Genomic DNA, 22,955 nt, shown 5'->3' on the forward strand with positions numbered 1-22,955 from the left:
AATTGATAATGAAGAGTGTAGATGTTGTTCAAAAGTTAAACAACGATAGTTAATGGCTCCTCCGGTCGTCACCATTATTGCGCTCTGCCATAACCACGCGCGTTTTCTGCGCGAGGCGCTAGACTCTGTTCTAGCCCAGGACTATGCGCCGCTGGAAGTTTGGCTCGTCGACAATGCCAGTACCGACGGCAGCCCGGCCATCTTGCGCGAGTATGCCGAGGCGAACCCTAGCTGGCACCTGCTGCTGCTGCCCGAAAACATTGGCAACTGCCGAGCCTTCAACCAGGCATTTTTACAAAGCACCGGCGAGTTTGTGGTTGATTTTGCCACCGACGATGTGCTGCTGCCCCAGCGCCTGAGCCAGCAGGTGGCGCTTTTTCAACGCCTGCCGCCCGACTACGGCATGGTGTACTCCAACTGTGCGCATATCACGGAGGCGGGCCAGCTGCTGGGCCTGCACCACCGCCCCGACGGGCGCGGCCGGCTGAACCCGCGCCCGGCCAGCGGCTGGGTATTTGAAGACGTGCTGAGCCGCTACTTCATCAGCACGCCCACCATGCTTATGCGCCGGGCCGCGCTGCTGGCGCTAGGGGGGTATGACGAGGCGCTGAGCTACGAGGACTTCGACTTCTGGGTGCGAGCCAGCCGCGACTGGCGCTTTCAGTACCAGGATGTGGTGACGACCCGCAAGCGCAAGCATCCGCGCAGCATGAGCGCCCAGGTTACCCAGCAGCACGACCCCTACCTCGACTCGACCCTGGCCGTGTGCCGCAAGGCCGTGGCCCTGTGCCGCACGCCTGCCGAGGCGCGCGCCCTGGCCCGCCGCCTGCGCCACGAGCTGGCTCACGCGCTGCGCCGCCGCCAGTGGGCCGCCGCCCGCCAGGCCAGCCAGCTACTCGTGGATGTAGTCGGCCGGGTCGTAGGGCTGCGAGGCCAGGCATAGCAGCACCGCGCCCGGCCCAAAGTGAATTTCGGGCCAGCAGTGAGGCGGCAGGTATAGCGCCTGGGTAGGCTGGTCGAGGCAAATCTCTACCGCTTCCTGGCCTTCAGCCTTAATTACTAACGTAATGCGGCCGTGCACGGCCACCAGCACCTGCTCGAGGGTGTGGTGGGCGTGGCGGCCGCGCACCCGGTTAGCTGGCACCTCCGTTATCCAGTAAGCCCTTTTGATGGCAAAAGGCAGGCTGCCGGCCTCGGCCACCGTGAGCCAGCCGCTGTCGGCCGCGCCGTGGCTAGGGAGGGTAAAAAGGTAAGGACGCGTCATGCAGCGAGAATGGCCGGCAAAGATAAGCCGGGCCGCCCCGGCCGCCGAAAAGCCCGGCCATTTGCCCAAAACTCTGCTATAGGAAGCGGGCGCGCAGCTCGGGCGTGGGCACCAGGCAGCTTTCCTGCCGCCCAAACCAGCCGTAGCGATGCCGCGCCACCAGGCGGTACGCGGCATCGCGCCAGCGCTGGGGCAGCAGCCGGCCCACTGCGGCCAGCCGCCAGGGGCCATCGAGCTGGCGCGCAATGCGCAGCACCGCCGTCGAGTGCGAGTACAGCTGCCCGCCTTCCAGCAAGATAACCGAGTCGGGCCCAGCCGGGCTAGCGGCCGTGGGCGGCTGCCCGTGGGCCGCTAGCAGTGCCTGGCCCAACTCGCTCTGCAGGGCCGCGAAGCGAAACCGCCCGCGCGCATCGTGCCGAATCACGAACTGCACGAAGCCATTGCAGAGGTTGCACACCCCGTCGAAGAGAATGGTAGCGGAGGCAGAAGTAGCCATAGGAAAGCACGCGAAAGCACCACCTGCCCTAACGGCCGGGCGCCGCCAGGGTTGGCCGAGGCGGGCCGCGCCGGTTAGGGTAGCGCCTGCACCTCCACGCGCCGGTTGCGCGGGTCGGGCGAGGGGTAGAGTGGGCGCTTGTCGCCGTAGCCGATGGTGCTGAGGCGCGCGGGCTCCACCCCGGCTTTCACCAGATAGGCCTTCACTACCTCGGCGCGCTGCTCCGAGAGCCGCTGGTTTTTGCTCGATTCGCCCACCCGGTCGGTGTGCCCGGCCACGCGCAGGCGCAGCGCCGGCCGGGCCTTGAGCTCGGTCGCAAGCTGGTCGAGTGCCGGCTGGGCTTCGGGCAGCAGCTCGGGGGTACCTACTTTAAACAGCACCGTGGGCAGTACTGCCGGCTTAGCGCCTAGCTCCGGAAGGGCCGGCGCGGCTGGTACTGTGATGGGAGCCGGGGCGGCCGCCGGGGGCACTGAGGGCACGGGCGCCACCGGCGCGAGGCGCAGGGTGTCGGGCCTAGCGGGGGCCGCGGGGGGGGGCTGCCGGGCTAGCGGCGGGGGCGCCGGTGCGGTACTGCTTACCCGCACGGTAATGGGCACTACCGGGCTTTCGGCGGTGGCGAAGTAGCCCTGCTTAAGGTAGAACGTGGTGGTTGTGCGCAGGCGGGTGGGGTAGGTGTTACCGGTGGCTACGAGCTGCTTCAGGCCGGCGTCGGCATACCAGCGCACCTGGCGCCCCGACACGCGCAGGGTAGTGAGCGCCCCGGCCGGCACGGTGGCAGCCGACTTCAGCTTGACGCGGTAGAGGGAAAATTCGCCGGTGTCGCACTCACCATAGTGCTCATAGTCAGCGCGGCCGGTTAGCTTTTCCTGCGTCGCATCGTAGGTGAAGAGGATGGCGCCCTCGCACCAGTAGCGCAGCAGCGAGCGCCCGGTTTCGCTGAGCTTGCGCGCGTGCACCAGCCGCAGGCCGGCCGGCGTGGCCATGCCTTCCATCTGAAACGTGACCGTGGCATCGGGATGGTTGCCGTCTTCCTGGTAAAGCACCCCAAACAAGTCGGTGCCCGCCCGCTGCTGCACCCGCAGCACCGAGGGGCAGTAGCGGCTCTTATCCTGTTCATCTTCTACCCCCTGCCACACGCCGGCCAGCGATTGGGCCCCGGCCGGGCCGGCCAGCAATAGCGCAGGCAGCAAGTAAAGCCGAAAGAGAAGTTTCATGCAGCTAAAATAACAAGACCCTGGCCCGCGCAAAAATTGGCTAGCCCCGCTAGCTGCCGCCCAGCACCAGGTACTCGGCCACCAGGGCCAGCGAGTAGGCCGGGCACTCCCAGGCAATGTGGCTCAGGCGCCAGCGGGCCAGCCAGCGCGTGTGCGGGTAATAATTGAGCAAGGGCGCGATGCAGAACGCCAGCCCCCGGGTGCGTGGCTCTACCTCGGCCAGCGTAGGAGTAGGCCCTAGCAACGCCGGCGCCGGCGCTCCCAGGCGCAGCAGGGTGCTGGCCAGCAAGAGCTTATCCATAAAGTGGGGGCTAGCCGCCAGCAGCTCCGGCAGGTCGCGCAGCAGGGCGGCGCGGGCGGCGGCCAGCTGGGGTGCCTCGGCCGCCAGGCGCCCGGCGTGGTAGGCAATGAGCGGCACGGTGGCGTAGTATGGCGACACACCCAGTGGGTCGCGCCGGTACTCGCCCGAGGAGATGACCCAGTCAATCAGCGCCAGGCTGTCGAGGTCAAACTCGTTGAAGGGTAGGTTATTGCGTCGGTGCCAGAGCATGCCGTTCGACAAGGTGCTGACATCGAACTCGATGGGCATATACTTGCCAAACCAGGTCGAATAGATTTTGCGGCGCCGGAAGTCCTTAGGACCCGTGGTGGCCCAGCCAATCACGGTGTTGGCGTGGGCTTGCAGCTTGGCGTGCAGCCAGGCGGCATCGTGCTCGGGGCTGGGGTCGCTGAGGTACACCAGCGAGGTGCTGTCCACGTCATCGGGGGTAGCAAACTGCCGGAAGCGGCCCAGCAGGTAGCCGTGCGGAAAATGCTGGCGCGGCTGGGTTTGGTAGTAATTGTAGGTGGGCTGGCCGTTGGGACAGCGGTAGTGCGGGTAGGTGGCCCGGCCCCTGGCCACGATGGCCGCCGCCTGCTCCTGGGCGGCGGGCGGCAGGTGCAGGCTCAACTCCTGCAAGGTGTAGACGATGGCCGCCGTAAAAAACACGTTGGAATCTTCGCGGCGGTAGCGCAGGGATTTTTGCAGGCGCTGGCTCGGAAAAAGCCCCGGTAGGTAATGCGCATCGCCGGTCGATTGCAGAGCCGCGATGCGGGTAATAAGTTCGGATAGCAGGGCAGCAGGTTCGGGCATTTGGGCGCCAAGTTAGGGCGGCCCCAGCTTGGCCGCCCAGGTTTAGCTTATGGATGTTCCGCTAGCCCTTGCTGATAAGCGCGAATCTTGTCGGCCACCTCCACCATCGGCGCAACGTAAATTTCCCGCTCGTGCGCCTTTAGGTAGTGCAGCAATTGGCGGTGCGCGGCCAGGTCTACGTTGAGCGAGTGCCCGCCGCCCACACCGTGAAACAGAAACACCAGCAGCGTGTGCGACTGCTGTGCCTGCTGTACCAGGTCTAGCATATACTTGCCATCCTGGCCGTTAATAGAGTAGCAATCCACATTGGTCAGGTCAACCTGGGCCGCCGCTTGCAGGCCGCCCGTGACACCCCTGGCGGCTACGAAGTCGTTTTTGAGCTGGTCATAAAAATTAACGCCGCCAATCTGCCGGTCGCCGCAGGGATAGGCGAAGGTGCGGCGCGTTTTGCCATCAATGGCTTGTAGCAGCGTGTTGGTAGCCCTGATTTCGGCCACCGCCCGGTTCACAGTGTATTTGCTCAGGTCATTATCGGGCGTCACGAAGCTGCGGCCGGGCAGGCTGCCGTCGCAGGGGTGAAACAGCGCGTGATTGCCGAGCTCGTGTCCGCGCAGGGCCGCCCGGCGCCACTCATGCAGGCGTTTGACTACGGCTGGTGCTGAGCCAATGAGGTAAAACGTGCCCCGCAGCTTCAGCGAATCGAGGGCCGGCACCACCCGGTCGAGGTCAGCATCGATGGCATCGTCGTAAGTCAGCACCACGGCGCACTGCTTGTTGTTCCACACGCCGCTAGGGGTAGTTTGGGCCGTGGCGGCTAGGCTACTTACCAGAAGCGCGGCGGCCGCTAGCCCACGGTGCACGCACGAAAAAGCTGAAAATGAAGTTGTAAGCACGGAAAGTATACTAAATAAAAACCAGGTAGCTAAGGTCGCCGGCCGTTGTCTAGCCACAGCAGGCTCTGCAAGATAAACTGGCTTTGCGCTGGGCTGCTGAAGGTGGATGACAAAGGGCGATTGGTGCCGTGCTCGTAGTCCATGTCGTTGTGGCCCATGTTTAGATACACCATGCGGTAGCGGCGGTTGGTCCAGGCCACGGGGTAATAGCCTTCGTGCCAGATTTCGTGCGGCTTGGGCCCGGTGCCCAGCGGAAAGCTGCTCGGGTCGATGGCCAGCAAGATGTCAATGTCGGGGTTCCGGCGCAGGTCGCGGGTCCACTTGTACCATTCATTGGGTGCCGAGGCAAAGGTGGCCGGCAGCTTCTGCGTAGTGGGGTGGCGGCGGTCTTGTACCCGCAGCGTGGCCAAAGTGGGCCGCCAGGTATTGCCCGCATATTCACCCGTACCCAAAAACTGCGTGTGGTACCAATCCCAATTTTGCGGGTAAGCCGAGGGCGTGAGCGCAAACGCCGCAAAATGGAACCCTAGCCAGGCCCCGCCGTGGTCCATATAGTCCTGAAAAGCGGCACGTTGCGCTGGCTGGTCAGGGCGCGTGTCGAGAAACACCACCACTTGGTAGCGCGCCAAAAAGCTGGCGTTCAGGTTTTGCCAATCAGAAGTCGTATCGTAGGCAAAGCCATGCTGCGCTGCCTGCTGCGGAAACCATTGGTTGGCCTCGTGCACAAAATCGACGTGGGCCAGGTCGTTCTTCCCCGTAAAGAAGGCAATAACCCGAAACGTAGCTGGCTTGCTGCCCTGGGCCCTGGCTAGCCCCGCCCAGGCGCTCAGCCCCATCAATAGTACTAGTCGCAGCAGTTTCATAGGGTGCCAAAGCTACCGCGCGCTATGTGGTTTTTCACCGCCAAAAAGGAGCATCGGCTAGGGTAGTTAGGGGAGGGGACCACTGCCGAGAGCCGCCTAACGGGTAAGCCGGTAAATCATGAGCGCCGTGCGCTCAACCAGCTTCGGAAACTCTTTTAAATTAATGGTTTCGCCCGCGGCGTGCGCGCCCTTGCCGGGCGCACCCAAGCCATCGAGGCAGTCGAGATACTGCGCCACGTACGATACGTCGCCGGCGCCACGGGCACCGGGGTCGCCGGCCACCACCGGCCCGAAGCCCAGGTCGCGGCTGGCCTGGTCGGCCAGGTCGGCTAGCTTCTGGTTGCCAGGGGTGGGGGCCATACCCGGTATGCCGTCGCTAAACGTGATTTCGGCCCGGGTACCCGGCAAATTCTGGCTCACGATGGCGCGCATCTTGGTACGGGCTGCTTCCTTCTGGGCTTCCGTGAGAAAGCGCAAGTCGCCGGCTACCGCTGCGCTAGGGGCAATAATATTGGTTTTGCCGACTACTTCGCCGCGGGCTTTGGCCTGGTCATACGTCACCTCAGAGCCGCCCACGATGAGGCCAGGATTAAAGGTCAGGTATTGCTCCTGGCTCAAGGTTTCGCGGAAGGAGTTGAGGATGCGCGCCACCTCATAGATAGCGCCGTAGCTCACATTCGGCTTAAAAATAGTAGAAGAATGCGCGGCCGTACCGAAAGTTTTCAGCTGCCAATTGCTGCTGCCGCGCCGGGCCGTGGCCACCGTGTGCCGGTCGATGGCATTTTCGAAGGCCAGGGCTACCTGCGCTTCTTTGGCCCTAGCAATGAAATTGGCGCGGGCTTCGGGGCCTTCGCCGCCACGCTCTTCGTCGCCGGTGAAGTAGGCCGTGATGCTGGCATCCTTGAGCAGCCCATTGGCTTGCAGCGCCTGCAGCGCCGCCAGTATCACCACGTCGCCGCCCTTCATGTCGTTTACGCCCTGGCCAGTGGCCGTCGAGTCGTTGAGCCGGGTGAACTTGGTAAACGGCATATCCAGCTCAAATACCGTGTCGAGGTGCCCAATCAGGAAGAGGCGCTTGCCCTTTTTGCCTTTGTGCTGAGCCACCAGATGGCCCGCCCGCTGCATGCTGGCCGGCATGGCTACCCACTCGGTTTTGAACCCTAGCGCATCAAACTCCTTCTGGAATATCGTGCCCACTTCGCGTACGCCCTTCACATTGAGCGTGCCGCTGTTAATGTTTACTACCTGCTCCAGCAGCTTCTCGGTCTGCGGCACGTGCTGCTGCACCGAGGCAATTAGTTTGCGCTCGGTAGACGTAAGCTTTTGCGCCTGGGCGGCGGAGCAGCCAAGGAAAGCGAAGGCAAGTAGGAGTTTTTTCACGGCACACGGGGCTTGTAATGATTAGCAAGGTACTGGCAGATTCTGGCGCGAGTTTAGCGCAGCGTAACTCGTGCTACCTGGCCTCGCGCCCGCCGGGGGCCAACCTGCACCGGATACTGGCCACCAACACCCTCATTTTTGGGGTCGGACTCATCCTGTTTTCGCACACCCCGTGGTACCCGCTGGCCCTGGCGTTCATTGCGGTGGGCGCGTTTGGCATGATGTCGCAAATCACCATCAGCAACACGCTGCTGCAAACCACCGCCGACCCCGCCATGCGCTGGCGAGTCATCAGCTTCTACGTGCTGGCCTACACGGGCATGGTGCCCCTAGGTAGCCTGCTGGTGGGGGTAGCGGCGCAGCACATCGGCGTGCAAAACACGGTGTTGGTGCAAGGCGTGCTGGCTCTCGGCCTAGGCGCGCTGCACTGGCGCTCGCTGCACCAGCAGCCAGCGGTACGCACCGAACTGCCCGCCCAGGCCAACTCTACGCAGGGCCTGGCGTTGTCGAGCTAGCAACCGTCCTATGTTTACAGCACTGGCGCGAGTTTAGCGCAGTGTAACTCGTGCCAGTAATATTAGTTTCACAATTTAATTCTGACGCAGTTTCCAAACAAAGAAATATTTGTTATTTCTTATCTCGGATTCAATATTTACTAACTCCTTGGCGTTATCTCCAAATTTGCTTAAATAATTAATGCCACCAAGTCCAGTAACAACTTGGCTAATATTATCTGGTAAAAAATGCGAAAAAAGTCCGATAGAAACAAAAGTTGTTCCGACAACAAAATCCTTTATCAAGTCGGATTTAATCATCTTTTTGGATGATTTAATGACTTGATTCATCTTCTGAATTTCAGGTTCTATCTCATCCCTGAACGCATCTTTCAGATTGTCATTATTGTCTTTGGTATTGGATAAGAATGTTGTAAGAGAATGTCTGTAGACCTGGAATGCTTCACCTTCATTCTTCCGCAGTTCTATTATTCTATTTAAATCAATACTAGGTAAGTAAGGGATATTATGTGAAAGGGAACTGCTTAATTTGTCATTAAGTTCTTTTTTATTCTTGTTGAGAATAAGTTTAGAATCAAGCTCTCTGTCTGTTAGGTATGACGAATTATAGAAGTTTGAATAATAGTTTTGTGTTAACAAGTCATCAATTATCGGTTCAACAAACATATTTATCAAACCCAGTTTTGTGGCTTGCCTTTTTGTTAAAACCCCTTTGGTTTTTCTTCCTAATTTTCTCTTCAAATCAACAAGGCCTTCTCCAAAAAAATGTAATCCAGCAGGATGCTCCATAATTTCATGTGGGCCTTCTATCACGATGTAAGTATTTCCTTCATAATTGGTATCGAGAGAAAACTCGAAATCCTGTAAGAATTTATCATTCAGTAGTTTTTCTGCATCGTTGATGCGCTCTTCGTACTCTCTTGTAATCGCCTTCGTTTCGCGTAAGCAGTCTTTGCAAATATGTTGAAATGAGTTGGTGAACATGAAAATGCCCTCTTCAAGTAATGGTTTTACATGAAAAAGTACTTTTATATCTGTGGCAAGCAAAAAACGGGCGTGGTCATTAAAAAAAACTTATGTGTAAGTATTTATCAAAAGGATTTTGTATATAGACAACGTCCGCATACAATATGGCATTTCTTGCTAAAGTATCTATATGCTTTGTACGGCATCTTTCCTCATAGCAAGGGAAAACACCGCCACTTAAAGTATTATTAGCTACAAAGCTGAATTTGGAATCAATAGGTCTATTGGAATTTTGTTGGATAATAGTCATTATGGATGCTATTACCCCATGAATTTTATCATCGCTCAGAGTAGCTATGATTTTATCACAGTGTTTAGGTGTCCAGAGTTGCCGGTAGAATAATTCAAAAAGCTCTTTCATAAAAGAAAATTATTAGTATCAGAGCATGGTGCATTTGCCATGCTCTGATTACTTTTTGAAGTTGGAAAATTATCTGGCCTTCTTTTCAAAAGAGTAAACCTACATATTCCGACGATACTGCCCGCCAACCTCAAATAGTGCGTTCGTAATCTGACCTAGGGAGCAGGTTTTCACTGTTTCCATTAGCTCGGCGAAGAGGTTGCCATTCTGCACGGCGATTTGCTGCAAGCGCTTCAGGGCGGCGGGGGTAGCGGCGGCGTTGCGGGCGTGCAGGGCTTCGAGCATCGTAATCTGGTACTGCTTTTCCTCCTCCGTGGCGCGGATGACTTCGGCCGGGATGACCGTGGGCGAGCCCTTAGACGAGAGGAAGGTATTGACGCCGATAATCGGGTATTCGCCGGTGTGCTTCAGCATCTCGTAGTGCAGGCTTTCCTCCTGGATTTTGCCGCGCTGGTACATGGTTTCCATGGCGCCGAGCACGCCGCCGCGCTCCGTGATGCGGTCAAATTCGAGCAGCACCGCTTCCTCGACTAGGTCGGTCAGCTCCTCGATGATGAAGGAGCCTTGCAGCGGGTTTTCGTTTTTGGCTAGTCCCAGCTCGCGGTTGATGATGAGCTGAATGGCCATGGCGCGGCGCACACTTTCCTCGGTGGGGGTAGTGATGGCCTCGTCGTAGGCGTTGGTATGCAGTGAGTTGCAGTTGTCGTAGATGGCGTAGAGCGCCTGCAACGTGGTGCGAATGTCGTTGAAGTCGATTTCCTGGGCGTGCAGCGAGCGGCCCGAGGTCTGGATGTGGTACTTCAACATCTGGCTGCGGGCGTTGGCGCCGTACTTCAGCTTCATGGCCTTGGCCCAGATGCGGCGCGCTACCCGCCCAATGACGGCGTACTCGGGGTCGATGCCGTTGGAGAAGAAGAACGACAGGTTGGGCGCGAAGTCGTTGACGTTCATGCCCCGGCTCACGTAGTACTCCACGAAGGTGAAGCCGTTGGAGAGCGTGAGCGCCAGCTGGGTAATCGGGTTGGCCCCGGCCTCCGCAATGTGGTAGCCCGAGATGCTGACCGAGTAGAAGTTGCGCACCTTCTCGGTGATGAAATACTCCTGTACGTCGCCCATCAGGCGCAGCGCAAACTCGGTGCTGAAAATGCAGGTGTTCTGGGCCTGGTCTTCCTTCAGAATATCGGCCTGCACGGTGCCGCGTACCTGGGTCAGCGTCGTGGCCTTGATTTGCTGGTACACGTCGGCGGGCAGCACGTCTTCGCCGGTCACGCCGAGCAGCAGCAGGCCTAGGCCGTTGTTGCCCTCGGGCAGCTCGCCTTGGTAGCGGGGGCGGGGCTGCTGCTTGGCAGCAAAAATGGCGTCGATTTTGGCATCCACCTCGGCTTCGAGGCCGTTTTGGTGGATGTACTTCTCGCAGTTCTGGTCGATGGCCGCGTTCATGAAAAACGCCGCTAGGGTCGCCGCCGGGCCGTTGATGGTCATGCTCACCGAGGTGGCCGGGTGCGAGAGGTCGAAGCCCGAGTAGAGCTTCTTGGCATCGTCGAGGCAGGCGATGCTCACGCCCGCGTTGCCGATTTTGCCGTAGATGTCGGGCCGGTGGTCGGGGTCTTCGCCGTAGAGCGTCACCGAGTCGAAGGCCGTGCTCAAGCGCTTGGCCGGCAAGCCTTTACTCACGTAGTGGAAGCGGCGGTTGGTGCGCTCCGGCCCGCCCTCGCCCGCAAACATGCGGGTTGGGTCTTCACCCTCGCGCTTGAACGGGAACACGCCCGCCGTGTAGGGAAACTCGCCGGGAAAATTCTCCTGCATGGCCCAGCGCAGGCGGTCGCCCCAGCCTAGGTAGCGCGGCACGGCCACCTTGGGTATCTCATTGCCCGAGAGCGAGGTAGTGTGCGTTTTGACCCGGATTTCCTTGTCGCGCACCTTGTACACGTACTCGGGGTTGCGGTAATTTTGGAGGGTAGCCTCCCAGTTTTCCAGAATGGCCTGGGCGTCGGCGTCCAGGCGGCGCAGCTGGGTTTGCACGTTTTTGGCAAAGTCCTGGGCCGTGGCGTCGGCGCTATCGGCGGCGCCGTAGTGCCTGGCTAGGGTCGCAAACGAGCCTGCTACCTCGGCAATGGCCACCTGCTCGGCCACGCGCTTGTCGTAGGCGCGGTTGTTTTCCGCAATCTCGGAGAGGTAGCGCGTGCGGCTCGGCGGAATGATGTAGACCTTTTCCGACTGCTCGGCGCTGGTTTCGAGCTGCGAGGCAAACTGCGCGCCCGTCTTCTCCTCCAGCGTGCTAAGAATGGCGCGGTAGAGCCGGTTCATGCCGGGGTCGTTGAACTGCGAGGCGATGGTGCCAAAAACAGGCATTTCATCCAGCGGCGAATCCCAGCGCTGGTGGTTGCGCTGGTACTGCTTGCGCACGTCGCGCAGGGCGTCGAGGCCACCGCGCTTGTCAAACTTGTTGAGCGCAATGACATCGGCAAAGTCCAGCATGTCAATCTTTTCGAGCTGCGTGGCCGCGCCGTACTCGGGCGTCATCACGTAGAGGCTCACGTCGGAGTGCTCGATGATTTCGGTGTCGCTCTGGCCGATACCGCTGGTTTCCAGAATAATCAGGTCGAAGTCGGCGGCCTTTACCACGTCTACCGCGTCTTGCACATAGCGGCTGAGCGCGAGGTTGCTCTGGCGCGTGGCCAGCGAGCGCATGTACACCCGTGGCGAGTTGATGGCGTTCATCCGGATGCGGTCGCCGAGCAGCGCGCCGCCGGTTTTACGCTTGCTAGGGTCCACCGAAATGATGGCTAGCGTCTTCTCCGGGAAGTCGAGCAGGAAGCGCCGCACCAGTTCATCGACCAGCGACGACTTGCCCGCGCCACCCGTACCCGTGATACCTAGGATGGGCGCCCCCTGGGTTTTGCTGGGTGTCAAAAGCTGAGTGTCGTTGCTTTCCTGCTGCTGAAAGTCAGCCACCAGTTGGCCTTTCACGCGCTCAAATTCCTCGGGGAAGTTTTCCGCCGCCGAAATCAAGCGGCCAATGCTACGGGCGTCCTTCTCCTTAATATGCGAAACCTCGCCGTTCAGCTTCTGGCCCGTAGGGAAGTCGCTCTTTTCCAGCAGGTCATTAATCATACCTTGCAGGCCGAGCGAGCGGCCATCATCGGGCGAGTACAGGCGCGTGATGCCGTAGCCTTGCAGCTCCGTGATTTCGGAGGGCAGGATAACGCCGCCGCCGCCGCCGAAGATTTTGATGTGGCCCGCGCCGCGCTCCTTCAGCAGGTCATACATGTACTTGAAGTACTCGTTGTGCCCGCCCTGGTAGCTGGTGATGGCAATGGCCTGGGCATCTTCCTGAATGGCGCAGTCCACAATTTCCTGCACCGAGCGGTTGTGCCCCAGGTGAATCACCTCGGCGCCGCTGCTCTGAATGATACGTCGCATGATGTTGATGGCCGCGTCGTGGCCGTCGAACAGCGCAGCGGCTGTAACGATGCGAATGTGGTTTTTGGGCTTGTAGGGGGCAGCTGGGGCGGGATGCATGGGGGAGGGAGGGGTAGGGCGAAGAGAGAAGCCGCTAGCAGAATGAGCTATGCAGCGGCAGCAGGTTTTAACTACACGAAGGTACGAAAAAGCCCCGGCGGGGTAGGCCGGGGCTTAAGTAACTAGAAGAGCTAGGAATATTCAGCTTGCAAGTATTCCAGGAACTCGCGCCACGTTAGGCCAAGTATAATGAGTGTTTCTGGGTCGTGGCCGATGAACGGCGTTTCAACAAAACGCCCGGTCGCCTTTTCAATGGCAAATGCTTCCCCATCATGAGCACCTATTAGGAAATAGCCAGGATAAAATTCAGTGGCTTCATAGTCGGCATTGAACTGGAGCAGTTCATCGGCTTCAATGAGATAGGCAAACCCAAACTGATAGGTGCTCTCAGCTGCGAATAAATAAGCCAGATATTCCGATGGTAGCTCAAAATCGAGAGTTTGTAAAAACTCTTGTTTGTATTGTGGTGGCATATGCTATTGACTTAAAGCAGCGCTCGCCTCTAAGTGACTGCTGCTTATGCAAAAGTGCCGCTAGTCCTATTGCAAGAGGCTAGCGGCACTCGTTCAGTTAAAGGGCTAAGACTATATGAGCAGCCCTAGCGCGCAGGCAGGCCAGCTACGCCGGCCTCAGCTACAGTGTGGTCGTTTTCCACGGTGCTGCCCGATACGCCGATGGCGCCCATCACCTGGCCACCGTCGCCCACCAGCGGAATGCCGCCGGGGAAGGTAATAAGGCCACCATTCGACACCTCAATGTTGAAGAGTGGGCCGCCAGGCTGCGACAGTTTACCTAACTCGCCGGTGGGCATATCGAAGAAGCGCGCCGTTTTGGCTTTCTTAATGGAAATGTCGAGCGAGCCCAGCCAGGCATCGTCCATGCGGATGAAGGCTACCAGGTTGGCGCCGGCGTCTACCACGGCGATGTTCATTTTGACGCCCATGGCTACGGCTTTTTCGTGCGCGGCTTGCACCACGCCCTGCGCTTGTTTGAGGGTAAGACCCATAAAAGTTAGGTATGCTAAAAAGGTGAGTGCCAAACAATCTGTGCCCAGCTTGCGGCTAGGGTAGTACGCAAGCGCGGGGCGGTAGTTGACCTGGCACCGGCCCAGCCATCTGGATAGAATGCAAGGGCCGGAATTGCCCCTTACTGCGCCGATGGTATCGCCTTGGCTTTAACCTAAAAAACGCTACCTGATGGGGCTAGCGAGTAATAGGTTGTGGCGGTATAAACAGCGGTTCGACCCGGCCGGCCGCAACCCTGGCAAGCGGTGGCAGCAGTGGAAGTAAAAGGGTTTTTAGCAGAAACGGACTAGGTGTGAACTTCCTCTCAGGCATACGCCTTGCCAGTAATTGGCCGTATCTTCGTGCTGCGATAAAACCGCCCTCCGTTGAAGAATATCCGTAATTTTTGCATTATTGCCCACATCGACCACGGCAAAAGCACCCTGGCCGACCGGCTCCTCGAGTTCACGAGCACCGTGGCCAAGCGCGACATGCAGGCCCAATTGCTCGACAACATGGACCTGGAGCGTGAGCGGGGCATCACCATCAAGAGCCACGCTATCCAGATGCAGTTTCCCTACAAAGGGGAAGTGTACACGCTCAACCTGATTGATACCCCCGGCCACGTCGACTTTAGCTACGAAGTAAGCCGCAGCATCGCGGCCTGCGAAGGTGCGCTGCTGATTGTAGATGCTTCTCAAGGTATTGAAGCTCAAACGATTTCCAATCTATACCTCGCTATTGGGGCTGACCTGGAAATCATTCCGGTGCTGAATAAAATTGACCTCCCGCACGCCATGCCGGAGGAGGTAACCGATGAAATCGTAGACCTTATCGGCTGCAAGCCGGAGGACATCATCCACGCCTCGGGCAAGGCCGGCATTGGCATTGAGAATATCCTGAACGCCATCTGCGACCGCATTCCGGCGCCGCAGGGCGACCCGGAGGCGCCACTGCAAGCACTCATTTTTGACTCGGTATTCAACTCGTACCGGGGCATTGAAGTGCTGTTCCGCATCAAGAACGGCACCATGCGCAAGGGCGACAAGCTGCGCTTCATGGCCACCGGCAAGGAATACGGCGCCGACGAAATCGGGGTGCTCAAGCTCAACCAGGAGTCCCGCACCGAAATGAGCGCCGGCAACGTGGGCTACCTCATCTCGGGCATCAAGGAGGCTCGTGAGGTAAAAGTCGGTGATACCATCACGACCGTTAATAACCCCACGCCGGAGGCCATCCAGGGCTTTGCCGACGTGAAGCCGATGGTATTTGCCGGTATCTACCCGGTCGATACTACCGAGTATGAGGAATTGCGCAGCAGCATGGAAAAGCTCCAGCTCAACGACGCCTCGCTGGTGTGGGAGCCGGAAACGTCGGTGGCGCTAGGGTTCGGTTTTCGCTGCGGCTTCCTCGGCATGCTGCACATGGAAATCGTGCAGGAGCGCCTGGAGCGCGAGTTCAACATGACCGTGATTACCACGGTGCCGAGCGTGCAGTTTCACGCCATTGGCACCAAGGACCAGGAGCTTGTCATCAACGCGCCTTCCGAAATGCCGGAGCCGAACTTGATTAAGCTCATCGAGGAGCCCTACATCAAAGCCCAGATTATCACCGCTTCGGAGTACGTGGGGCCGATTATCACGCTTTGCATGGAGAAGCGCGGCATTATCAAGGGCCAGAGCTACCTGACCTCGGAGCGGGTAGAGATGAACTTCGAGCTGCCGCTGTCGGAAATCGTGTTCGACTTCTTCGATAAGCTCAAGACTATCAGCCGCGGCTACGCCTCGCTCGACTACGAGCTGATTGGCTACCGCGAGTCGGACATGGTGAAGCTCGATGTGATGCTCAATGGCGAGAAAGTGGATGCCCTCTCGGCCATCGTGCACCGCTCGAAGAGCTACGAATGGGGCCGCCGCCTCTGCGAAAAATTGCGCGAGCTGCTGCCCCGCCAGATGTTTGACATCGCTATTCAAGCATCTATCGGCCAGAAAATCATTGCGCGCGAAACCGTGAAAGCCCTGCGCAAAAACGTAATTGCCAAGTGCTACGGCGGCGACATCAGCCGCAAGCGCAAGCTGCTCGAAAAGCAGAAAGAAGGCAAGAAGCGGATGCGCTCGGTGGGCTCGGTAGAAATTCCGCAAGAAGCGTTTCTGGCGGTGCTTAAGATTGACTGATAACGAAAAGGCCGGCTTCCGTGAGGAAGCCGGCCTTTTTGCTGGGCTAGCCAGCAGGACTGGAGCTAGTAAGTGGGCGCGCCGCCTACGAAGCCCGACCCATTGACCGCGCCGGGCCCCTCGCTAGGCCCGACATAGCGGGTGTCAGCTGAAAATCCCCATACGGTAAAAGCAATAGGCGACAGAAAAAAGGCAAATAAGTAGTTGCCAATCCCATATTTCCCATACGACTTGCACATGCCTACCACTAAAGTGATAAGAACATACAAGTTGGCAAATGGCACCAGGAAGAGAACGAGCTGCCATAGCGGCTTGCCCACAATTTCAAACATTACAATGACATTGTAAATAGGAATCAGGGAGACCCACCCGGGTTTACCAGCTTTTTCAAAAAGCTTCCAGAAACCAATAATTGAGAATACGACCAGGGCCATATACATAAGCCCGCCGATACCTACAAAAATTCCTGAGGATTGGTCTTCCATAGAATGAAAAATGGTTTTGTGAGGGTGTGGTAAAAATTGCGCCGTCAAGGTAAGTGTTAAATAGTATTTTTCAAGTTTATGAAATTGAGTGGGCTAGCGCTAAAGAAAGAGGAGCAAGTGCCTGCTAAAAATCAATCTGTGCGCAGATTATGTGGCGGGTTGCTTTTTCTGCTAGGCTTGCTGGCTAGCGTTGCTCCTGCCCTAGAAGCGGCACCTGCGCCGCAGAAGCCCGCACCTGCCAAGGGTACTTCTCGCCCCCAGCCCATGCTGCCCGACTCGCTGGCCCGGCGCATTGAAAAAGCCTACTTCACGCTGAGCCGCATTAATGGGGCGGCCCGGAGCAGTGCCGACACCCAGGACCTGAGTGAGGACCTGCCCCAGGTAGAGGAAAACCTCGAAACCATTCGCCAGAACCTCGCCCACTTTGGCAGCGTGGAAGACGTGAAGCAGCTGCAGATGTATCGCGTGCTGCTGGAAGATATGCAGGAGCAGCTGAGCGATTGGCGTACCGTGCTGGCCAATGGCAACCAACAGCTTACCGCTACCCAGGCCCGGCTCGACACACTGGCCACCGAGCTAGCCCCCACCACAGCCCAGCCCGCCGCTACTACGGCCTTTGACCAGGCCGTAGCCCGCTTGCGCACCGACCAGGACCGCGCCACCGCGTTGCTGGCCCGCCGGCGCCATGCCGTGACCAGCCTGCAAACGCGCGTATCCGTAGCCTATATTCAGGTGCTGGAGCTGCAGGATGTGGTGCGCGAGCAGATGGGCCGCTTCAGCCACGCCAATCAGCAGGTGGAGCTGCCGCCGCTGTGGCAGCCCGACCGCATCGTGGCCAACGAGCAGATGAGCGCCTTAGTACGGCAGTCGTACGCCGCCCAGCGCTCGTTGGTAGGCTACTACTTTACCGAGCACTGGGGCTACTGGGTGTTGATGGTTGTGGTGGCCGGTGGATTCTTTGGCTGGGTATCGCGTAGCTACCGCTTTCTGCGCCGGGCCGCAGTGGAAGGAAATAGTACGGCCGCGCCGGCCGCCACGCTGGTGCTCACCGACCATCGCCTTCACTACCTGCGGCCGGTACCAGTGGCCGCTTCGCTGCTGGTCGTATTCAGTCTGGCCCCCTTTCTCGACCTGCAGCCCCCGGCCACCTACACCGACTTGTTGCAGCTGCTGTTGCTCCTCACGCTCACGGCGCTGGGCTGGCGCAGCTGGCCGCGCTCGCTGTTCTGGTACTGGCTGGCTATCGTGGGCGCTTTTTTCGTGCTCAACCTCACCTATGCCCAGCGTGCGCCGGGCCTGGGAGCGCGCTGGGCTATGCTGCTGCTCAATGCCGGCGCGGTGGCGCTCGGCTGGCGCTTGTGGGGCTACCTGCGGCAGCACCGGGTGCTGGCTGGGTTCGTGAAGCCCGTGGTGTGGCTCTTTATCGGGCTGAATGGGCTAGCCCTGCTGGCCAATGCCACCGGCCGCGTCAGTCTGGCCAAAATGTTCACGACTACGGCTATCTTCGGTCTCACGCAGGTAATTGCGCTGTCGGCCTTCGTGCGAATAGTGACGGAGGCCTTCTACCTCCAGGTGCAGCGGAGTCGGCAGGCCGGCGGGCTGGGGGCCCAGCTGCACTTTGGCAAGATGGAGAGCGGCCTGCGCCGAGGGCTCACGGCCGTGGTGGGCGTGCTCTGGCTGATGCTCTTCACCACTAACCTCAATCTTTACAACCTCTGCTACCGCGTTATTGCCGGCACGCTCACTGCGACGCACAAGTTGGGTAGTACTACGTTCACCCTGGGCAGCCTGCTGCTGTTTGTGAGCATCATCTTCCTCACTATCCAGCTTCAGAAGTATGTGGGCTACTTTTTCGGCGAAACTGAAGATGACTTCAGCGCCGAAACCGACCGCAAGGGAACTTGGATGGTTGCCATCCGACTCAGTATCCTGGCGGTAGGCTTGTTTCTGGCCACGCTGGCCTCGGGCCTGCCGGTCGATAAAATAGCGATTGTGCTAGGGGCCCTGGGGGTAGGTATCGGGCTGGGCTTGCAGAACATTATCAACAACCTCGTGTCGGGGGTTATTCTCATCTTCGAGCGCCCTTTTCAGGTGGGCGACTACATCGAGGTGAAGGGGCAGACCGGTCGGGTGAAGGACATCGGTATTCGGTCCAGCAAGCTTATTTCGCAGGCGGGCTCCGAAATTATTCTACCTAACGGCGACCTGCTCAGCAACCACGTCATCAACTGGACGCTCAGCAACAACCATATCCGGACGGAGCTGGCCCTCAACCTGGGCCCGGAAATTGACCTCGATGAGGCCCGCCGCCTCATCAGCGAGGAGATTCTTAAAAACCCCAATACGCTACACAAAATAGCGCCCGAAATTCTGCTTAGTAATGTAGCCACCACCGGCTACGACCTCAAAGCATTGTTCTGGATAAACAATATCCGCCAAGAGCAGGTCCTGAAAAGCGAGCTGCTGGCTGGTATTCACCAACGCCTTACTCAAGCCGGCATCGCCATGCGCTAGGCCGCTTCCACTTCGTTACTCCCAACTATTCGGTTCATGTCAGACCCCGCAAACGCCACTGCCCACCTCATCGACGGCAAACAAGCCGCCGAAGACATCAAACTTGAAATCGCCGCCGAAGTCGAGCAGCTGAAGGCCGCCGGCCAGAAGGTGCCGCACCTCGCCGCCATCCTTGTGGGCCACGACGGCGGCTCCGAAACCTACGTACGCAACAAGGTGCTCGCCTGCGAGCGCGTGGGTTTTGCCAGCACCCTACTACGCTTCGAAGACGACATTACCGAGGCTGAGCTGCTGGCCCAGGTGGCGTCGCTGAACGAGAATGCCGATATCGATGGCTTCATCGTGCAGCTGCCGCTGCCCAAGCACATCGACGCCGAGAAGGTCATCGAAGCCATCCGGCCCGAGAAAGATGTGGACGGTTTTCATCCTACCAACCTCGGCCGCATGGTAGCCGGCCTGCCCGCGCTGCTGCCCGCCACGCCCTCCGGCATTGTGGAGCTGCTGGCTCGGGCCGGCATTAAAACCAGCGGCCAGCACGCCGTGGTTATTGGCCGCAGCAACATTGTGGGTACGCCGGTTAGCATCTTGTTGGCTAAGAACTTGGAGACCGCTAATTGCACCGTTACTTTATGCCATTCGCGCACGAAGAACCTGCCCGAAGTAGTGCGTCAGGCCGATATCATCGTGGCTGCTATCGGCCGCCCCGAGTTCGTAACGGCCGATATGGTGAAACCCGGCGCCGTGGTTATCGACGTGGGCACCACCCGCGTGACGGATGCCAACAAGAAGTCTGGCTTCAGCCTGAAGGGCGACGTCAATTTTGCCGAAGTGGCGCCGCTAGCCTCGCGCATCACGCCCGTGCCCGGCGGCGTTGGCCCCATGACCATCGCCATGCTGCTGCTGAATACGCTGCGCGCGGCCAAGGGCGAGATATATCCAAAGAGCAAGTAGCGCGAAGCTTCTGCTTCGCGCACGAGCACAGCGAGCATCTCGCGCTAGGGGCGTCTGGCCTGGCCTGCTCGCTGCGCTCGCGCACGAAGTAGAAGCTTCACGCTACAGTTCGTAATTTTGAGCAACCGGAACCCCCGGTTGCGCCTCGGGCGTTGACGTAAGTCGCGCCCGTTTTTTTGTTTGCTTATGTCTGCTGTATCCGATTTACTAGCCCACTTACCCATACTGCACGCTCCAGCTGCCGATTCAACTCTTCCTGTAATGGAGCAGTTTTATACCATTCAGGGCGAAGGGTTTAATACGGGGCGCGCCGCTTATTTTATCCGCCTCGGTGGCTGCGATGTAGGCTGCGTGTGGTGCGACGTGAAAGAATCGTGGGATGCTGATGCCCACCCGCGCCAGGCCGTGGCCGACCTCGTGGCGGCCGCTAGCCTACACCCCGGCCGCAACGTGGTTATCACCGGCGGCGAGCCGCTGATGCACGACTGTCTGCCCCTCACCAGAGCCCTGCAAGAGGCGGGCTTTAAGACTTGGATTGAAACCAGCGGCGCGCACCCCCTTTCCGGCAATTGGGACTGGATATGTGTGTCGCCCAAGAAATTCAAGGCGCCGCTGCCCGAGGTGCTTGCCCACGCCGATGAACTAAAAATCATTGTTTTTAACGACAGCGACTTTAAATGGGCCGAGGAGCACGCTGCCTTGGTGCCGCCCACCACGCGCCTCTACCTGCAACCCGAGTGGAGCCGCGCTGCGCGCATGACGCCCGCCCTCATCGACTACGTGAAGGCGAACCCACGCTGGCAGGTGTCGCTGCAAACCCATAAGTACCTCGACATTCCGTAGCAGGCCTGGCGGTACTATCTGGATAAAAGGTTGGAGGATATGGCAAAAAGCCCCGATTTCGGCACGAAATCGGGGCTTTTTGCCGTTTTAACGTATACTTTAACTGAACGGTCGCGGCGCCAGGCCACCGGCTAGGCCCGTCTCCCTCGCCGCTCCGGCGAATTGTTCTTCCGCCCGCACCTGCCCATGCTTTCCAAAACCCTGCTTACTTCCGGCCTGCTGCTTTGCCTGGCCGTCGTGCCCACCTTCGCCCAGCAAGTGCCCGCTAGCATCACCGATAGCAAGGCGCGCAGCCTCTACGAAAAGGCTCAAAGCCTCTACTACAAGGACCGCCAGACCCAACAGGCCCTGGTGGTATGGCAGCAGCTCATCGACAAGTTTCCCAATTACGGCGACCCCTATTTGCGCAAGGCTTCGCTGCTTGTCACGCTCGGTGACAATGCCAATGCCCTCGAGGCTTACAAAACGGGGCTAGCCAAGCTACCCGTAGAGCCTGCCCGCGCCGGCGACTACTTGCTTATGGGCAAGCTGGCCTCGCAAGTAGGCGACTATGCCACCATGCGCACGGCTTATACCAACTACCTGGCTACCAACCCCGGCAGCAAAGCCCAGGTGGCCCTAGCCAAGCTGCAGCTGCAAAACTGCGACTTTGCCGCTGAGGCCATGGCGCATCCTACCGGCCCGGCCCCCGAGCTGCTGCCGGCGCCGCTCAACCAGTTTCGCGACCAGTACTTCCCCGTGCTCACAGCCGATAATAAGTCACTGATTTTCACGGTGCAGCGCAACCCCGAGAAGCGCTACCAGGAAAATGAGGACGTATTTATCAGCACCCTGGCGGCCGATGGCACATTTGGCGTGCCGGAGTCGATTTCGCCCAATATTAACTCGCGGGAGAATGAAGGCACGGCCACGATTTCGGGCGATGGCAATACCTTGGTATTCACAAGCTGCGGCCGCGCCGGCGGCGTGGGCGACTGCGACCTCTACATCTCGCATCGGCGCGGCAGCCAGTGGACGGCCCCGCGCAACCTCGGCATCCTGGTCAATTCCAAGGCCTGGGACTCGCAGCCCTCGCTTTCGGCCGATGGGCGCACGCTCTATTTTTCGTCGCAGCGCGGCGGCGGGCTGGGCGGCTACGACCTGTACGTGAGCAACGTGGGCGCCGACGGCTCCTGGACTAAGGCCCGTAACCTGGGCGCACCTATCAATACCGCCGGCGACGACCTCGGGCCGTTCATCCACGCCAGCGGCACCACGCTTTACTACGCCACGAATGGCCTAGTGGGGCTGGGCAGCAGCGACATTTTCCGGTCCGAGCTAGGGCCCGATGGGCAGTGGAGCACCCCGCGCAACCTCGGCTACCCCTTCAATACTTTCGCCAACGAGGCGTCGCTCTTTATTTCCTCCGACAACAAACGCGCCTACTACACCCGCGCCGACCCGCCCAAGCCCGGCGACCCGCTCGGGGCGCTGCCGGCCATTCGCATCTACGGCACTGAGGTGCCGGCCAGCGTGCGCGCCCGCGAAACCAGCAGCTATGCCCAAGGTCGGGTGTTCGACGCCGTGACCAAGAAGCCGCTTAACGCCATGGTGCAGCTCTTCGACCTTGGCACCAATGCGCTTACCCAGCAGGTGTACTCCGACGCCGAAAATGGCCAGTACACGGCCGTGCTTAACGAGGGCCGGGCCTACGCCATGTATGCCACCGCGCCGGGCTACCTCCTCAAAAGCCTGAACTTCGACTATTCCAACCGCCAGAAGTTTGACCCGCTCACGCTCGATATCTACCTCGACCCGGCCAGGAGCGGCCGCAGCGCGGTGTTGAACAACCTGTTTTTCGATTCCAACCAAGCTACCCTCAAGCCGCGCTCGCGCACCGAACTCGACCGCCTGGTTGAGTTTCTGCGCCAAGACCCTAGCCTGCGCGTGGAAGTGGCCGGCCATACCGACAACGTGGGCACGCCCGCGGCCAACCTCAGCCTCTCGCAGCGCCGGGCGCAGGCCGTGCTCAGCTACCTCAGTGCCCACGGCGTGCCCGCTAGCCGCCTTCGCGCCCACGGCTACGGCGAAACGAAGCCCGTAGCAGCCAACGATTCTGATGCTCACCGCGCTCAAAACCGTCGCATTGAGCTCCGGGTGCTTTAAGCAGTAAGGTTCAAGAAAAGCTTTAAGGTACTGGTTCTGGTTGTTAAATCAGCCACTTTTACTTAAAGCAAGGCTTGAAGAAAGTGAAATTTTTATAGAATTTTTCGAATAAAGTGTAGTGCCCGCCAAAGTGCGGGCATTTTTTTTGACTAAACACTGACTTTTTCTATTTA

The 22,955-nt window shown here is 59.1% G+C and carries 20 protein-coding genes; 7 read left to right on the top strand and 13 right to left on the bottom strand.

What is annotated here, in order from left to right; genetic code table 11:
* Nucleotides 1-52 precede the first annotated feature (52 nt).
* Complete coding sequence (locus J4D99_RS10670; RefSeq protein ID WP_208131686.1) at nucleotides 53-943, top strand: glycosyltransferase family A protein; 891 nt, start codon at nucleotides 53-55, stop codon at nucleotides 941-943.
* On the opposite strand, the gene J4D99_RS10675 is transcribed toward J4D99_RS10670, so the two are convergent.
* The 7 genes from J4D99_RS10675 to J4D99_RS10705 form a co-directional block, all read right to left on the bottom strand.
* Nucleotides 893-1,264 (bottom strand): sugar 3,4-ketoisomerase, encoded by a 372-nt coding sequence (locus J4D99_RS10675; protein ID WP_208131687.1) that lies wholly within the window; start codon nucleotides 1,262-1,264, stop codon nucleotides 893-895. The two genes, J4D99_RS10670 and J4D99_RS10675, sit on opposite strands and share 51 nt — an antisense overlap.
* 76 nt (nucleotides 1,265-1,340) lie before the next feature.
* Entirely contained in the window at nucleotides 1,341-1,760 is a 420-nt protein-coding gene (locus tag J4D99_RS10680) for a thiol-disulfide oxidoreductase DCC family protein (protein ID WP_208131688.1), read from the bottom strand.
* Nucleotides 1,761-1,834: 74 nt separating this feature from the next.
* Nucleotides 1,835-2,974 carry an OmpA family protein gene (locus tag J4D99_RS10685; protein WP_208131689.1) on the bottom strand — a complete coding sequence of 380 codons (1,140 nt, stop codon included), beginning with the start codon at nucleotides 2,972-2,974 and terminating at the stop codon, nucleotides 1,835-1,837.
* 49 nt (nucleotides 2,975-3,023) lie between these two features.
* Entirely contained in the window at nucleotides 3,024-4,106 is a 1,083-nt protein-coding gene (locus J4D99_RS10690) for a hypothetical protein (RefSeq protein ID WP_208131690.1), read from the bottom strand.
* A 47-nt stretch (nucleotides 4,107-4,153) separates the two neighbouring features.
* Nucleotides 4,154-4,999: a polysaccharide deacetylase family protein gene (locus J4D99_RS10695; protein WP_309509576.1), complete on the bottom strand. Its 846-nt coding sequence runs from the start codon at nucleotides 4,997-4,999 to the stop codon at nucleotides 4,154-4,156.
* 29 nt (nucleotides 5,000-5,028) lie between these two features.
* On the bottom strand, nucleotides 5,029-5,862 hold the full coding sequence (locus J4D99_RS10700; protein WP_208131691.1) for a ThuA domain-containing protein: 834 nt from the start codon (nucleotides 5,860-5,862) through the stop codon (nucleotides 5,029-5,031).
* A gap of 96 nt (nucleotides 5,863-5,958) precedes the next feature.
* Nucleotides 5,959-7,242: a M20/M25/M40 family metallo-hydrolase gene (locus J4D99_RS10705; RefSeq protein WP_208131692.1), complete on the bottom strand. Its 1,284-nt coding sequence runs from the start codon at nucleotides 7,240-7,242 to the stop codon at nucleotides 5,959-5,961.
* Between the two features lie 17 nt (nucleotides 7,243-7,259).
* Here J4D99_RS10705 and J4D99_RS10710 point away from each other — a divergent pair, with 17 nt between their 5' ends.
* On the top strand, nucleotides 7,260-7,757 hold the full coding sequence (locus J4D99_RS10710; protein ID WP_208131693.1) for an MFS transporter: 498 nt from the start codon (nucleotides 7,260-7,262) through the stop codon (nucleotides 7,755-7,757).
* Between the two features lie 75 nt (nucleotides 7,758-7,832).
* On the opposite strand, the gene J4D99_RS10715 is transcribed toward J4D99_RS10710, so the two are convergent.
* The 5 genes from J4D99_RS10715 to J4D99_RS10735 all read right to left on the bottom strand — a co-directional run bounded on the left by J4D99_RS10715 (nucleotide 7,833) and on the right by J4D99_RS10735 (nucleotide 13,672).
* Complete coding sequence (locus J4D99_RS10715; protein ID WP_208131694.1) at nucleotides 7,833-8,804, bottom strand: hypothetical protein; 972 nt, start codon at nucleotides 8,802-8,804, stop codon at nucleotides 7,833-7,835.
* Nucleotides 8,805-8,820: 16 nt separating this feature from the next.
* Nucleotides 8,821-9,144 (bottom strand): hypothetical protein, encoded by a 324-nt coding sequence (locus J4D99_RS10720; RefSeq protein WP_208131695.1) that lies wholly within the window; start codon nucleotides 9,142-9,144, stop codon nucleotides 8,821-8,823.
* A 99-nt stretch (nucleotides 9,145-9,243) separates the two neighbouring features.
* Nucleotides 9,244-12,666, bottom strand: a complete 3,423-nt coding sequence (locus tag J4D99_RS10725; protein WP_208131696.1) for a methylmalonyl-CoA mutase family protein — start codon at nucleotides 12,664-12,666, stop codon at nucleotides 9,244-9,246.
* Between the two features lie 131 nt (nucleotides 12,667-12,797).
* Nucleotides 12,798-13,139: a hypothetical protein gene (locus tag J4D99_RS10730; protein ID WP_208131697.1), complete on the bottom strand. Its 342-nt coding sequence runs from the start codon at nucleotides 13,137-13,139 to the stop codon at nucleotides 12,798-12,800.
* A gap of 125 nt (nucleotides 13,140-13,264) precedes the next feature.
* On the bottom strand, nucleotides 13,265-13,672 hold the full coding sequence (locus J4D99_RS10735) for a GlcG/HbpS family heme-binding protein (RefSeq protein WP_208131698.1): 408 nt from the start codon (nucleotides 13,670-13,672) through the stop codon (nucleotides 13,265-13,267).
* A 384-nt stretch (nucleotides 13,673-14,056) separates the two neighbouring features.
* Here J4D99_RS10735 and lepA point away from each other — a divergent pair, with 384 nt between their 5' ends.
* A complete protein-coding gene (lepA, locus tag J4D99_RS10740) occupies nucleotides 14,057-15,844 on the top strand; it encodes a translation elongation factor 4 (protein ID WP_208131699.1) in 1,788 nt (595 codons plus the stop codon).
* Nucleotides 15,845-15,909: 65 nt separating this feature from the next.
* On the opposite strand, the gene J4D99_RS10745 is transcribed toward lepA, so the two are convergent.
* Nucleotides 15,910-16,329, bottom strand: coding sequence for a DUF5684 domain-containing protein (locus J4D99_RS10745; protein ID WP_208131700.1), 420 nt, complete (start codon nucleotides 16,327-16,329; stop codon nucleotides 15,910-15,912).
* A gap of 177 nt (nucleotides 16,330-16,506) precedes the next feature.
* Here J4D99_RS10745 and J4D99_RS10750 point away from each other — a divergent pair, with 177 nt between their 5' ends.
* The 4 genes from J4D99_RS10750 to J4D99_RS10765 all read left to right on the top strand — a co-directional run bounded on the left by J4D99_RS10750 (nucleotide 16,507) and on the right by J4D99_RS10765 (nucleotide 22,782).
* On the top strand, nucleotides 16,507-18,843 hold the full coding sequence (locus J4D99_RS10750; protein WP_208131701.1) for a mechanosensitive ion channel domain-containing protein: 2,337 nt from the start codon (nucleotides 16,507-16,509) through the stop codon (nucleotides 18,841-18,843).
* Nucleotides 18,844-18,879: 36 nt separating this feature from the next.
* Complete coding sequence (locus J4D99_RS10755; protein WP_208131702.1) at nucleotides 18,880-19,794, top strand: bifunctional 5,10-methylenetetrahydrofolate dehydrogenase/5,10-methenyltetrahydrofolate cyclohydrolase; 915 nt, start codon at nucleotides 18,880-18,882, stop codon at nucleotides 19,792-19,794.
* Between the two features lie 261 nt (nucleotides 19,795-20,055).
* Nucleotides 20,056-20,637 carry a 7-carboxy-7-deazaguanine synthase QueE gene (locus tag J4D99_RS10760; RefSeq protein WP_208131763.1) on the top strand — a complete coding sequence of 194 codons (582 nt, stop codon included), beginning with the start codon at nucleotides 20,056-20,058 and terminating at the stop codon, nucleotides 20,635-20,637.
* A 186-nt stretch (nucleotides 20,638-20,823) separates the two neighbouring features.
* On the top strand, nucleotides 20,824-22,782 hold the full coding sequence (locus J4D99_RS10765) for an OmpA family protein (RefSeq protein ID WP_236018615.1): 1,959 nt from the start codon (nucleotides 20,824-20,826) through the stop codon (nucleotides 22,780-22,782).
* The last annotated feature ends 173 nt before the right edge of the window (nucleotides 22,783-22,955 follow it).

This window comes from Hymenobacter sp. BT559 (assembly GCF_017571525.1).
GTDB classification, from domain to species: domain Bacteria; phylum Bacteroidota; class Bacteroidia; order Cytophagales; family Hymenobacteraceae; genus Hymenobacter; species Hymenobacter ginsengisoli.